This is a genomic window from Mesomycoplasma ovipneumoniae ATCC 29419 (assembly GCF_028885435.1).
Lineage (GTDB): Bacteria > Bacillota_I > Bacilli_A > Mycoplasmatales > Metamycoplasmataceae > Mesomycoplasma > Mesomycoplasma ovipneumoniae.
Window position 1 is genome coordinate 745436 of record NZ_CP118522.1, and the last position, 14835, is coordinate 760270.

10 protein-coding genes are annotated in these 14835 nt (G+C 30.9%); 6 read left to right on the forward strand and 4 right to left on the reverse strand.

Annotated features, from left to right (window positions below; translation table 4 throughout):
• The first annotated feature begins 12 nt into the window (after window positions 1-12).
• From PWA39_RS02680 to PWA39_RS02705, 6 genes are all read left to right on the forward strand, one after another.
• Entirely contained in the window at window positions 13-348 is a 336-nt protein-coding gene (locus PWA39_RS02680; RefSeq protein WP_044283941.1) for a hypothetical protein, read from the forward strand.
• A 201-nt stretch (window positions 349-549) separates the two neighbouring features.
• Complete coding sequence (locus tag PWA39_RS02685) at window positions 550-3066, forward strand: RNase J family beta-CASP ribonuclease (protein ID WP_069099502.1); 2517 nt, start codon at window positions 550-552, stop codon at window positions 3064-3066.
• Between the two features lie 3 nt (window positions 3067-3069).
• Entirely contained in the window at window positions 3070-5913 is a 2844-nt protein-coding gene (uvrA, locus tag PWA39_RS02690) for an excinuclease ABC subunit UvrA (RefSeq protein WP_069099501.1), read from the forward strand.
• Window positions 5914-6358: 445 nt separating this feature from the next.
• Window positions 6359-6934 carry a hypothetical protein gene (locus PWA39_RS02695; protein WP_124983455.1) on the forward strand — a complete coding sequence of 192 codons (576 nt, stop codon included), beginning with the start codon at window positions 6359-6361 and terminating at the stop codon, window positions 6932-6934.
• Between the two features lie 76 nt (window positions 6935-7010).
• Window positions 7011-7823 (forward strand): MAG4940 family membrane protein, encoded by an 813-nt coding sequence (locus PWA39_RS02700; protein WP_069099499.1) that lies wholly within the window; start codon window positions 7011-7013, stop codon window positions 7821-7823.
• A 20-nt stretch (window positions 7824-7843) separates the two neighbouring features.
• Window positions 7844-10189, forward strand: coding sequence for an MSC_0775 family lipoprotein (locus PWA39_RS02705; RefSeq protein ID WP_069099498.1), 2346 nt, complete (start codon window positions 7844-7846; stop codon window positions 10187-10189).
• A gap of 695 nt (window positions 10190-10884) precedes the next feature.
• On the opposite strand, the gene PWA39_RS02710 is transcribed toward PWA39_RS02705, so the two are convergent.
• The 4 genes from PWA39_RS02710 to PWA39_RS02725 form a co-directional block, all read right to left on the reverse strand.
• Window positions 10885-11364 (reverse strand): PTS sugar transporter subunit IIA, encoded by a 480-nt coding sequence (locus PWA39_RS02710; protein WP_069099496.1) that lies wholly within the window; start codon window positions 11362-11364, stop codon window positions 10885-10887.
• A 32-nt stretch (window positions 11365-11396) separates the two neighbouring features.
• Entirely contained in the window at window positions 11397-11687 is a 291-nt protein-coding gene (locus tag PWA39_RS02715) for a PTS sugar transporter subunit IIB (RefSeq protein ID WP_069099495.1), read from the reverse strand.
• 161 nt (window positions 11688-11848) lie between these two features.
• Window positions 11849-13621 (reverse strand): PTS ascorbate transporter subunit IIC, encoded by a 1773-nt coding sequence (locus PWA39_RS02720; RefSeq protein WP_069099494.1) that lies wholly within the window; start codon window positions 13619-13621, stop codon window positions 11849-11851.
• A gap of 72 nt (window positions 13622-13693) precedes the next feature.
• Entirely contained in the window at window positions 13694-14755 is a 1062-nt protein-coding gene (locus PWA39_RS02725) for a phospho-furanose lactonase (RefSeq protein ID WP_069099493.1), read from the reverse strand.
• Window positions 14756-14835: the final 80 nt, after the last annotated feature.

Genomic DNA, 14835 nt, shown 5'->3' on the forward strand with positions numbered 1-14835 from the left:
AATTATCTTAAAATGAAAATTAAAAAGAAATCAAAAGAAATTCACTTTGCTGAATGGGATCAAATATTAGATTTAACTCAAAGTCAAAAAAATAATATTTTTTCAAATTTTGATTTTGATGATAAAATAAGTTTTGACTTTCACGGTTTAGACACTCAAAAAACAGTAGCAATTGTTGAAAATTTAATGTTTGAATTTAAAAAATCCAATAAAAAATGTATAAATCTAATTTGTGGCGTTGGTTTAGGACATGTTCGTGAGCAAATTTTGGATAATTTATCATTTTATTCTAACGAATTTCTAATTGGATTTGAAAATCAAGGTCTAATTCGTGTTTGTAAAAAGTAAATTTTAGAAAAAACTAAAATTTTGTTAAAATTTGTTTTTATTTAAATTCAAATGAAGTCAATCCAATTTTTAGTCTAGCAGTTGGACTAAAAATTATTGTTAGTTTGAAAATCATTTTTATAATAAATAATTCATTTTTATAAATTTAGAATTTATTATCTTTTAAAAAATATAATATTTGATAATTATGACAGGAAAAATATGTCACTAACTACTAACCCAACGCGTTTTTTTGGTCTTGGCGGAATGCAAGAAATCGGGAAATCAACCCTTGTAATTGAAGATAATTATGATATTGTAATTATTGATGCTGGTATTAAATTTGCTAACCTTTTTTCAACAGGAATCAAAGGAATGGTGCCAAATTACCAATATCTTTTAAAAAATCAAGCAAAAATTCGCGGTATTTTTATCACCCATGGCCATGAAGATCATATCGGCGGAATTGTCTATCTTGTTCAAGAAGTTCCAATTAAAAAAATTTTTGCCCCAAAAATTGCAATTGAATATTTAAAAGCCAAATTTGTTGACCATAAAATTAAAAGGGAAATTGAATTTGTTGAAATAAAAAAGGACGATGTCTATCATTTTCAAAGTTTTAAAGTTGACTTTTGAACAGCTCAGCACTCAATTCCTGATGCCTTTGGTGTTCGGGTAACTTCAAAACATGGCTCAATTATGTGTACTGGTGATTTTCGTTTTGACTATACGCCAATTGGAAATTACACAGATTTTGATAAACTAAAACAAATCGGGAAGAACAATCTCACAGTACTTTTTTCAGATTCAACTAATGCAATGCGGCCAAACCACTCGCCCTCTGAACGGGACATTCTTGCTGATATTGAAATGCACATGCGTGCTGCAAGTCGAAAAATTATTATTACGGCATTTGCCTCAAACTTAACAAGAATTAAGGCGCTAATTGAAATTGGAATTAAATTAGATAAGAAAATTCTTGTCTTTGGAAGATCAATGGTAAATGGAATTAATATCGGTCGGCGTTCTGGCTATATTAATGCTCCTGATGAGGCTTTTCTTGGTAAAAATTTATCAGGTGTTGAAGAAAATCAGATGCTAATTTTAACAACAGGATCCCAAGGTGAACAACTAGCTGCTCTTGATCGAATGTCAAACAAAAAACACCCTAAAATCAGTATTGAACCTCGTGATATGGTCATTTTTTCTTCATCGCCAATTCCAGGAAACAAAATTAAAATTGAGCATTTAATTAATCGACTTTATAAATTAGGGGCAATTATTAAAGAAAACGGGCCTGATGGTTATCTTCATACTTCAGGACATGCTTATAAATCTGAGCATGAAAAAATTTTCCAACTGACAAAACCAAAATATTTTTTCCCTTATCATGGCGAATACCGAATGGCGCTTGCTCACTCGCAGACAGCAATTGAATCTGGAGTCAGTCCAAAAAATGTGATAATCCCGGATAATGGCGAAGTTTTTGAAATTGTTAATCAAGAAGTTCGCAAAACCAAGAGAAAAATTCCATGTGAGCCTATTTATATTGACGGAGATACAATTTCCCGTGATAATTCGCGGATTATAAATGAGCGTCAATACATGCGTGAAAACGGTGTTGTTTTTATTTTTGTTCCTTTTGATAAAAAAAATAATGAAATTAAAGGTAGAATTTCGATTATTACAAAAGGTGTCTTTTCTATTCGAACAGGAAGTCCAATTATTGCTGATATTAGGCGAATTAGTTATTCATCAATTCGCTTTTTTGTGCAAAAAGATCCAAATTGATCGATGCCACAATTAAAGCAACTTTTAAAAAATAGATTAGGTGCATATTTCCATCGGTCAAAACGTTGAAATCCGGTTATTTTGTCAAAATTTATTTTTGTTGACGAAAAATTTGATTTTTTAGCAAATTATGAACAAAAAGAAGCAGAAAAATTTGTTGACTATAAACCAGAGCAGACAAAATTGGCGACCACAGTTGACAAAAAAGTTGCAAAACCAAGTGCAAATAATAAGTCTCCTAGCTTAAATTCACAAAAAAATGCGAATTCTAGCGAAAAAACAGCTGTTAAACCTAATAATTTAAGCAAAAAAAATCTAAATTATTATAATATCGCAAAAAGCACAGATGAGAAATTAAGCCAACCAAGTCAAAAAAATATCCCAAATAAAACAGTAAAAAGAGCATTAAATTCACAAAATTTTGTGAAAAATGAGGCTCAAGCTAGCTCAAATCAGGAAAAAACTTTTGCTAACAGTGAGTCTTCTCAAAATAAAAAACCGCGGATTATACGAAAAAAACCTGATTATTTGATAGCAAATTCAGCCAATTCTGGGGATAATTTAAACACTAAAAATATTCAGCCAAAATTTAGAAAAAATCAAAATACACCAAATTCTAAACAATTTTTTGCAAAAAATATAAAGGAAAATCCTGTTGCTTTTTCAAAAAATGCTGATAGTGATAATTTTGAAAACTTAAATTATAATAATAAAAAAATTAATAAAAACAGTAAAAATTTAAATCAAAATTTTGTTAAAAAGCAAACTGTTCGCTTTAACAACGCTAAAATGTGCCCGGTTTTTTACCCTAAAAGCCCCGATTCTACGCAAGCAACTTTTAATAAAAAGCCAATGGCAGCCAGAAAAAATTATAAAAGCCAAAATTTGAATGATAAAATTGGCAAACCTGAAAATTCAAAACCTAAACAAACAACAGAAAGCAATTAAGAAATGTTAAAAAATAAAGACACGCATAATTTTATTTACATCAAAGGTGCAAGTGAAAACAATTTAAAGAATTTTGACCTTGTAATTCCTAAAAATAAATTAGTTGTCTTTACTGGGGTTTCAGGATCAGGAAAGTCATCTTTAGCCTTTAATACGATTTATGAAGAAGGAAAACGACGTTATATAGACTCTTTGAGTTCATATGCCAGGCAATTTTTAGGCGGAACTAAAAAACCAAAAGTTGAAGCTATTTACGGACTTTTGCCAACAATTTCTGTTGAGCAAAAAACAAGTCACAACAATCCCCGTTCAACTGTTGGAACAATTACCGAAATTTATGACTATTTTCGGCTTTTGTTTGCCAAAATCGGTAAGCCTTTTTGTCCTAATCATAAAGCTGAAATTGTTCCTCAAAAAATTGTTAATATTTTAAATTCGATTTTATCAAGGCCAAAAGGCACTAGAATTGTGATTATGGCTCCGGTTGTCCAATCTGAGCGCGGATCACACCGAAATTTAATTGAAAATCTTAAAAATCAAGGTTTTTTGCGACTTAAAATTAATGATGTTACATATTATCTTGCAGATGAAATTAACCTTGATCCAAAACAAAGACACACAATTTCTGTTATTATTGATAGATTTGTTCTTGATGATGATGAAGAAACTAGACTTCAATCTTCACTTGAACTGGCTTTTCAAATGGGAAAAGGAATTGCGCTTTGCGAGTTCGATGATTCTGAAGTAGTTAGATTTTCAAAATTACAGGCTTGTCCCTTTGGTGATTTTGAAATGCCGAGTCTAGAAAATCGACTTTTTTCATTCAATTCACCTTATGGGATGTGCAAAACTTGCAAAGGATTAGGGACAAATTTAGAGGCTGATTTTGATCTTGTTGTTCCTGATAAAAATTTGTCTATTAATCAAGGTGCGATAAAATACTTTGGAAAATCGATAAATACAAAATCATTAGAATGGCAAGAGTTGCAAATTTTGCTTGAGTATTTTGAAATTTCACCTGATAAAAAAATCCACGAACTTACTAAAAAAGAGCTTGAAATTATCAATTATGGCTCAAAAGAATCAATAAATTACTCATTAGTTTCCGAAAGTGGAAAAAGATATGATTATTTTCGGCCAATTGAAGGTATTTTAAGTCGAATTCAGCGTAAATTTTGGGACACAACTAGTGAAGATCTTCGCCTTTGATTTAAGAAAATGATGTCTGAATTTTTGTGCAGTACATGTCAAGGCGCTAGACTAAATAATTATGCTCTTGCAGTAAAAATTGAAAATTACAATATTTTTGAATTATCGCAGCTTTCTATTAAAAATCTAATTGAGTTTTTTAAAAATCTAAATTTATCTGATTTTGATCAACAAGTTTCTAAATTAATTCTTTCAGAAATTCGCGATCGGCTTTCTTTTTTAGATAATGTTGGACTTTCATATTTGAATTTAAGTAGGTCAGCGGCAACACTTTCTGGAGGAGAATCGCAAAGAATTCGACTTGCAAGTCAAGTAGGATCACAATTAACTGGGGTACTTTATGTTCTTGATGAACCTTCAATTGGATTGCATCAAAAGGATAATGACAGATTAATTGCAACTTTGAAAAAAATGGTTGAAATTGGAAACAGTTTAATTGTTGTAGAACATGATCTTGAGACTATTTTAGCTGCTGATTATTTAGTTGATATAGGTGCTAATGCTGGTGAAAACGGTGGATATTTAGTTGCTGCCGGAAAACTTGAGGACATTGAAAACGAACCAAAATCGATTACAGGGCAATTTTTAACTAATAAATTAGCAATTCCAGTTCCTAAAAAACGTCGCAGTGGCAATGGTAAATTTATAATTATCGAAAAAGCAAGAGAAAATAATTTAAAAAAAATCAGTATAAACATTCCTTTAGGTAAATTTGTCGTTATAACAGGGGTATCAGGTTCAGGTAAATCAACGTTAGTAAATCAAATTTTGGTTAATGGGATTGCAAAACATCTTGGTGCAACAAATATTCGAGTTGGAAAATGTGATGAAATTAGGGGACTTTTTAATATTGACAAGTTAGTTGCTGTCAATCAAAGTCCAATTGGAAGGACACCTCGCTCAAATCCAGCAACATATACATCTGTTTTTGATGATATTCGCGAGATTTTCGCAAACACCGAGCAAGCAAGATCGCTTGGATTTTCTAAGTCAAAATTCTCTTTTAACTTACAATCCGGAAGGTGCGATAAGTGTCAAGGCGATGGGCAAATAAAAATTGAAATGCATTTTATGCCCGATATATATGTTTTATGTGATAACTGTCAAGGAAAAAGGTATAAACCTGATGTTCTGCAAATTCGTTTTCACGGTAAAACTATCGCAGATATTCTCGAATTAACAGTCTCAGCAGCACTTGAGTTTTTTCATAACTGGCCGAAAATTGTTTCAAAATTGCAAACTTTGGTTGACGTTGGTCTTGGGTATATAAAACTAGGTCAGTCAGCCACAACACTTTCAGGCGGCGAGGCTCAAAGAATTAAATTAGCGACATTTTTACAGAAAAAACCAACAGGAAAGTCACTTTTTGTTCTTGATGAGCCAACAACGGGGCTGCATAATTATGACGTTGCAAATTTAATTAAAGTACTTGATAGAATAGTGGATAATGGCGATAGCGTCGTGATTATAGAGCACAACTTGGATGTAATTAAAGTTGCAGATTATATTATTGACCTAGGTCCTGAAGGCGGACAAGAGGGAGGAAATATCGTTGCAAAAGGAACTCCGGAGGCTGTTGCAAAAGTAGAAAAATCCTACACTGGCGCTTATTTGAAAAAGATTTTAAACGTTAAATAAGCCCCTTAATTAATAGAAAAACCACCAAAAAAAATTGTTTTGGTGGTACAGTTTTTTGCTTTAACTACAACTGCAAAGTCAGAGAAGTTCATTTGAGCGGTTTGAACATAACCAAAGCATAACATACCTAAAAGGTAGCTCAAAGGTAATTATACATTATTTTTAAAATTTAAAAAGTATTTTTTTTTTTTTTTTAGAGCAATTTTGATGATGCTCAAATTGATAAAGCAACTATCAAATTTTTAGACTGGATTTACACAGCCAATATTCTTGCTGGTGGTAAAAAAATGCCAACTTGAGAATATATAATATTAAAAAAGTGATTATTTTATACTTTTTGGCTCACAAAATGAAATTTTAATAGAAAAATATAGTAATACTTACATAATTATTTTGCTATAATTTTATTTGCTTACTACTTACTCAATAAAAAATAGGAGAATATTTGAAAGTAAAATTAAAAACCTCCATAGGTTCTAGCATGAGACTAGCTCCTATGTCTTTTTTGGTTGCTTGTAAAGTTCAAAGTAATGATGATGAAATCCTTTTTAAAGCTTTTCAAGGTTTGCCAAGACCACTTATGCAAGTTTTAACAGGAAAAAATCAATTGGTAAACTATTATAACAAAATCTTGAAAAATGATCAAGATTTTGTTGCTGTTAAATCTCAGGTTAACCAAGAAAATCTTAGCAAACTAAAACAATTAGAGCAAAAATATTTGCAAGAAATTAATTATCAGCAAAACAAAAAAGGAATCAGTGTAAAACAAACAGGCAGTAGTAAGATTCACTGAAATCCTTATTTAAAAACACTGAATTTAGCAAATTCAGTTATTATTTTGCTGAAATCAATGTTGAATTTTCTTAAATCACAAAATACTAGACTTGTCTGAAAAACTAAAAACAAAAGTATAGCACAAATTTCTAACAAAATTAAAGATCTATTAGTTCAAAATACTCGGCTTAAAAATTCAACGATTACTAAAGCAAATAAAATTCTAGAACAATTGACGGTAGTATAAAATCTACTAATTAGTCAAAAAAGTCTATAAAAATAGACACTTTTTATGAAAAATGATTAACTTATAAGGTTGGCTAATGACAAAATTTGAAATGCTTTCTGTCTTTTGAAATACTAGAGTTGCCTTTATTGAATTTTTAGGATCAGTGCTTTTAATATTTTTCTTTTTGACATCAAAACATATTGTACATCAACTAAAGTCAAATATTTTTGTTTCAAGTTTTCTCTATACTCTTTCATTTTTTTCAGCACTTTTTATCGCTCAAGCAACTTCTGGATTTTTATCAAATTCAGACATCAAACCCTTTTTAATACCACAAATTGTGATATTTGAATCAATTATCAAAGGCCTGACAAATTCTTTTACAGGAACACTGCTTTATCGAGGTTATTTTTACATTTTTGCCAGTCAAATTTTAGGCGTTATTTTTGGTTATTTGGCCTTCTTTTTATATACAAAAATGGTAAAAAATATAACAAAATATAAAGAAGATTTTCACAAAATAGTTATGGTCGAAAAAGCACCTAAAATTGGCACTTATTTACAAAAAGAGATCTTTTTTGGTTCATTATTTGTCTTTATTTTAATGAGTGTTCCAAGAATTCCTTTTAGTGCCAATTTAACTTTATTTGATCATCAGATTGTTTTATTTATCTTGTTGCTATTTTTCTTTATTATTAACACTAATACCGGTTTTATCAATTTTAATTTATGGTCAACTTTAGTGATCATACCTTATTTAGCGGTGAGAAAAATTAATAATTTTAGTATTAGACTTTATTTGTGACAAATCATTATTAACATACTGACAACTATTTTAATACCTACAATTTTAAGTCTAATATTTTTAGGTATTGCCAGTTCTTCAAACTTAAGTTTTAATTTATAAAATCTAACAAAGGAAAGAAAATGTTTAGAAAAAAATACAAAAAACTATTTTTAGGTATACTAACTTCTGCTTTGTCCGTCTCAGTTGTTGTTTCTTGTGGAATAACCAATGACGCTAATGTATTTGCAAGTTCTACTAATTTAGAATTGAACAAAAACCACCCTTACTATTCAATTTATGAACCACAATTTAATATTGACTTGTTTAAAACTAATAATTTAGATCAATTTTTAACAGCAGAATTTGCTAAAGTGCCTTATCAAGTGCAAAATTCTAACTCCAGATTAATTAACATTAATCAAGACTTTCAAGTATCGCATATTTCTGACTTACAACAACTTAATTCTAACAATGAAATAATTAATCCAACAGTTGAAAATAATACTTTAACTTTAGATCAAGCTAAAGTGGAAATCAAAAATTTCAAGCAAAATAAATTAGCAAATCGCTTTATCAAATTAAATTTAGATTTACAAGGCTTAGAATCCAAAGCTAAACAAATCAATATGGATCTAAATAATTTCTATTATGAAATAAACTATAATCAAATTCAAGAAAATAATGATGACACAAGAATTTTAGATATTCCTATTACTATTAGATATTATAATGCTGATGACAAACAAAACCCTTACAAGCGAGAAAATTTTATTACAATTTATAAACAAATTAGCGGTTTTGCCCCAAATAAATCAAAGCAAGATAATATTAATAAAACCAAAATGATCAGCAAAATAGACTATAAAAATAAAGCTAATGTTTCTGTTTATAGTGTGCTAGAAAATTTAAATTCGAAAGAAGAAATCAAAGGTGATACTGATACATTAATTAGAACTAAATATCTTGACAAACAACTAAAAGATATTGATTTGTTTACGGTAGAAATTCCTGAAAATACTAAAAGTCAATATTATCTAAAAGATGCTAGACTAGGCGAAGATCTAAAATCTATTTTAGTAACTGTTGTGACAACCACAGGCAGTGGACAAAATGCTTACAGTACAGAAAAAATCTATAAAATTGAAGACTTTAAGCAACTAGATCAACAGGAAGTCCAGCAACTATTTAAAAAATATCTAAAAGTTCAAGTCAAAGGTGGAATTAGTTTTTTAAACTATGATTTTGCTAATGTCAATAAAGATGATTTTGTAACTAATTTTGATCAAAATAGCTTTTTTGATATTAAAATTAATATTTCAGAAAAAACTAACGATACTAGTTTAGCTCCATACACAACTAAGGCTAAAATTAGCTTTAAATCAAAAAGTTCTATTTTCCAAGATTTTTATATTGACGATTTTAATATTGGAGTGCCAAAATTTGTTCCTTTATTTGATTCATCAACCTCATTATTAAATAAAAATCAAATTTTTTCACCTTATAATGCTTCAGTTTATATACCTGAATTAGAAAGAAGAAATATTGGTGAAATTAGTAATAGTATTAATGAAGAGAGTAAATCTTTTGTGACTTCTGGTGGGTACAAAGAATTTCGTACTTTCTATACTGATAATAAATTAACTCAGGCCGTTCACTATGGTGAAGATGTCTTAGTACCAAGTGGTCTACCGCTAAAAACTTTTTCTAAATCAAAATTACTAGGGGCTTACTACTTACCAAATCAAGGGGCTGCTGAAGGAATTGGAACTACCGTTGCATTACAAGTTGATGTTAAGGACTTAGAAATTAGCCAAGAAACTAAGGACAAATATTTGCGTAATGTAGATGCTGTTGTTTTCTTTTTTATCCACTTAGACAATAATACACTTTCACTTTTAGGTCAAACAGCACAAGTTGAACAAGGTAATAAAAATACTTCAAGAATAGCAACTTATCTAAAAGATGCTAGTCCGATTAGCCCAAAAGAATTAGAAAAAAATACTACTTTTGGTACAATTGGACAAATGACTAACAATGGTGGTTGATCACCGCACGTTCACATTGAAGCTTATCCAATTCGATATGAAATCAAAAATGGTAAAAAAGTATTTGCAGAAAAATTTTTAAATCAGAAATATTTACTTGAACCCCAAAGAAATATTAGAATAGCGCCAAACCGTATTAATAGATATATCAATGTAGATGAGCAAAATAAGCAAATTATTAGCTTAACCAGTCTTAAAGCTGCGGGTGTACAAATTGATCAAAGCAAAGACATTAACTTAGTTGACAATAGTGGAAAAGATACTAAAAAGCTTGACACACAATTTAAGGGTTATAAAAACAGAGATTACACTAAATCAATCGAGGATTTATTTATTAGAAATCAGGCATTAGATCCAAATATATTTTTCCAATTTCGTGATGATAAATCCTCGCGAGTAAGACTGGATAACTTATTTACAAAAGCTAAACAAAATAGTTAAAAACTAAAAGATAAAAACACAAAGTTCGCTGTTGAATTTTTATCCCGAGTTTCCCGTTTAATGAGATAATCTTAAGAAAGTGTCCGGTTTTGGCCACTTTCTTAACTTTTTTGGCAAACTCAGGAAAAATAACTATCAAAGCAAAAAAACTAAATTTTAAATCTACCACTCATGAATGCAAAATCTACTTATTATCAAACTAAAAAAGGCTAAATTTTAACTTAAAAAGCAAAATTATGAAATGTTTAAACTACCTTTTTTAGTTAAAACGCTGACAAAAACAATAAAAAAATACAACTACTATTTAAACTCAATGTAAAAAGAAAACTCGTTTTTATTTACAGCGAGCCTAAAAAAACATATGAAGTTTTGAAAGAACAATAACTAAAAGCCCTAAATTTATAGATTTCTAAACGGTTAAATTTACGGCATACCATCATATTTCAAAATATAATGGAAAAATTCGCGCTATCAAAGCACATTAGACAAAAAACATAACTAATTCCTCCCTTAATTCTAATATCAATTTATTAATTATTCTTAAGTTTTGTTTATTATAGCATAATTTTATTTTAGACCAAGAATTTTTTTTTTTTTTTTTTACAGCAAATTTTGCGGCCTAATAAATAAAGGCTCTAAAAAATAAAAAACCCACGAATTTGTGGGCTTTTTAGATTCAAATTTTAAAGAAAATGTTATGAATTAAGATATTTTGAAAAATCAACTTTTTCAAGGATGGCGATTATTTCTTCTTTTGATGTAGCTTTAATAATTTTGTCAATATTATCAACATCTTCAAAAGCGGCAACTATTTGGGGCAGGGCAACTGCGGTGTGAATGTCAGCGCTTGTTGCACCAAGAGTTATTAGAATTTGAACAGGGCGACTATCTTGGTCGAAATAAAAAGGCTTATCAAAGACAACAAGTGAAAAACAGTCTTTAAATACGTCTTTTCCAGCCTCAGCATGCGGCATTGCCAAAAAAGGGGCTAATATATAATAAGGACCGTGTTCGATTGTTGAGTTGACTATCGACTCGACATAATTTGGGCTTATTAAGTTTTTTTCAATCAGCGGCTGACATGAGATTGCAATTGCTTCTTGCCAGGTTTGGGCTTTTTGATTAATTAAAATTGAATCATTTTCAATTAAATTTGTGAGTAAATTAACTGACATAAGATTTTCTCCTAAATCAAAAAAAGATAAATCTAAACAAGTTGCTCAAGAACTGGACTTAGTGCAGTTTTAATTTCATTTTCGTCCATTAAATTAGTTACACCAACAATTTTAGCTTTTTGGTTTGGGTTAAACTCACTAACAAGATGTTTTGAGGCGATAATTATATCTACTGAATTGGTTAGTCCTTTTGACTGACCCATTGAAAGGGCCTCAACAGAGGCTTCAACCCCTAATTCCTTTACTATTTTTTGAACTTTCAACTTAATTATCATTGAAGTTCCCATTCCATTTCCACATGCAGCGACAATTTTTAATGACATAATTACTCCTTTTTTTAGTACAAACAGACAAACAAAAATAATTTTTAATACTATTTTAAAATTATATAACAATTTTGCAAAAAGCAAATAAAAAAATCTCGGTTTTTGCAAGAACCGAGATTTTTTGTACTAAAAGTATAAAAATGTCAAAAACTAAATAATTAGGCTTGTTTTTCAACTAAATCAACATTGACTTTCAGTAATTTTTGCAGTCATGTTTTTTTAGTTTGTTTTGTTGAGTCAACACCTTGGGCTAAAAGAATTAGACCAATAATTCCAACAAAAACAGTAATTCAACCTAAAACATAGTGGAATTGACCGATAATTAGACTAAGTCCGAAGAAGAGGTTTCAGTCACCCATTCCTAAAAATCCGGTTGTAACTGGATTTTGAACAACAGAAACTCCAGCCTCATTTTGAAGAACAGGAATTCCAACATCGCCAATATTTTGCACCAGTTTTAGACCAAATGAAATTACAATAATTTCAAAAAATCCTATAATTGCCGGCACAATAAAGGCAGCTTTTCAACCTCCAGATGCATTAGCATAAACTCCCATTGCTCCTGAGTTGAAAAATAGTGTAATAAAGAGTGGAATTGCAACTAGAGAATAATTATTTCCTGGAATTGCAGCAAGTCCGACTGCGACAAATACGGCCAAAAATTGCCCTAGAACCCCACCAAGGAATCCGTAAGTAACAGCATTAATTGAATATCCATAAGTAGCGGCAATGTCAATAGCAACAACAGCACCAGGGATTACTTTCTCAGAAATTCCGTGGAATGACTGTTGTAATTCAGTAACAAACATTCTAACACCAGTTATAATTGCAATTAAGGCAGCAATTATTCTGAGTGTTCCTCCTAAAATTAGGAACACGAAGTTTGCGCCTTGGAATGTACTATTATTTCAAGCACTACCGATTTTCGCTGCTTCGCCGGCAAAGCCACTGTAAGTAGAATTAAGAGTATTTTCTATACCGTGGTAGCCAATAATTATAGCAAATAAAACTGCAAAAAGAAGTAAAATAATTATTGTTTGTGTGAAAATGTTATCTTCAAAAATTTTGAGTGATTCAGGAAGTTTACGATTTTCAGCACTGTGTTCTTTGTTTCCAAAAAAGCGACCCATTTTGTAGCTAGTAAATAAAGTAAGCATTTGTTGGTGACCAACAGCAAAACCAGCATTTTGGGTAACAAGGTTAGTTATTTTTAAGGTAGCTACTGATGAAGTTGCCCAGTAAATTCCTAAAAATAAACCTGAAATAAGTACAAGTCCGACTTGAGATCCAGCAGAAATTGCCCCATCATCAAGCAACGGAATTGAACGGAATAAAATCATATATAAAAGTGCGGTTACAACTGTTGATTGCTGGAGCATAATATGTCCGGTAATCACAATTGAATTTGTGTTAGTGAACCTTTTTGCTAAAACCATTAAAATATTAACAATAAAAGCAGCAATGAAGGTGAATGATGCTAAGGTAAGAAAGTTATTTGCTTGTCCAAAGCCTGTTTGAAGAAAATTCTCAGCAGAAGTTCAGCCCAAATAAGGATCAAGCGGAACAACACCACCGGATTTAATAGCTCCAATTGCATCAAAAACTGGACGAGCCAGACCAACTAGCCCACCTGCTCCAATTGACAAAAGGAAAATTCCAATAGCGGTCTTTAGAGCTCCAAGAAATGCATCGCGACCACCACGGCCTAAAACAAGATAACCAACAAAAACCAAAGACCCAAGCAAAAGTGCATTTTGTCTTAAATAGTTATCAAGATAAACCACTCGAACAAGGAAAACAAGAGCAGTTGAAAAACTCTCGCCATTGTGTCCCATTCGAACACCGAGGGTGATCCCGATAATTAAAAGGTTAACAAACAAGAAAATAAGTAGGCCAAAAAGTAATTTATTATTTTTTTTACTAAGCGACATTTTATTTCCTTTCTTAAAAATTTTTTTTAAAAATTTAAACTAACAAAATAGTTTTGTTAGAATTTAAAATCGCTAGATTTTAAAGGTTTTTTTGAGTTCTAGTATGTACTCAGGAAGAATTGACGGATCAAATTTTCGCGGCTGATCAAAGGTCAATATTTCGGCTGGATTGTTAATCAAAATATCATCAATTGCTTGCTGACTAACACCAACTTGTCTTAAAAGTGGAATAAACCGATCAAAAAGATAAGCAAATCCATGGCTCATTTTCCCTTTTAGCATTCCGTAGTTTTTCTGATATAAAACCCGGCCTGCATCAAGTGATAAAGTTATATGCTTTTGGAGTCCAAGATCAACTAGATATTTAATGTTTTCGGCTAAGGTTGCATCAGTATAATACTTAACACGATCAGGGCCATCAAAACACAAAGTTACACCTAATTCCTTGATTATTTTTGCATAATAATACTTGTCAGGATTTTTATTTAAGTGTGAAAGCTGAATTTTACGCGGATTAGCACCAAAATCAATTAAATATTTAGCAGCCTCATAAGCCATTGTTCCTAGTTGGGTGTGAACCAAAATTGGCGCACCGGTTTCAATTGAGGCTCTTGCAGCGACTTCCAAAGATTTTAACTCAAGACGATCAATTGCCCCATAACCTGTTCCGGCTTTAATTATTCCCGCTTTTGCCTTGGAACGTTTAACAACTGGGCCAGAATAATTATACTCATCCATTCCTTGGGTTATTTCGGCAACAACCATTTTGGTAATTTCATCAGTTGGAACAAGCGCGAGTCAAGAAGCACCTTTGTCATAAAAAGCGGCCTTGTGGAAACCGGTGGACATAATAATATGAACTTTACCAGCTAATTCCTGGGCGATTTCGAGCATGCGATAAACATCTCTACCAACATTTGGCGGGTCCATTGTTACCAATGTTTTCCCGCCACGAGCTGCAAATTCGAGTGATTCGGCAATTGCAGCTTCGTTTGAAAGCATCACAAAATCAGGGTGTTCATGAGCTTCAGGGCCATAATTTTTAATTAAATGGTCATGACAGTCAACGACCCCTAACTCTGAGGGACAAATATCTCCTAAAACAGTTCTAGAAAATTTTTCCGTATTTTGCATTAAAAATTTTTTTCCTTTCTTTAGTTTTAAAGTCAACACTTAACAAATAAAATTTGTTTTTAAAATATATTTTTTATTAT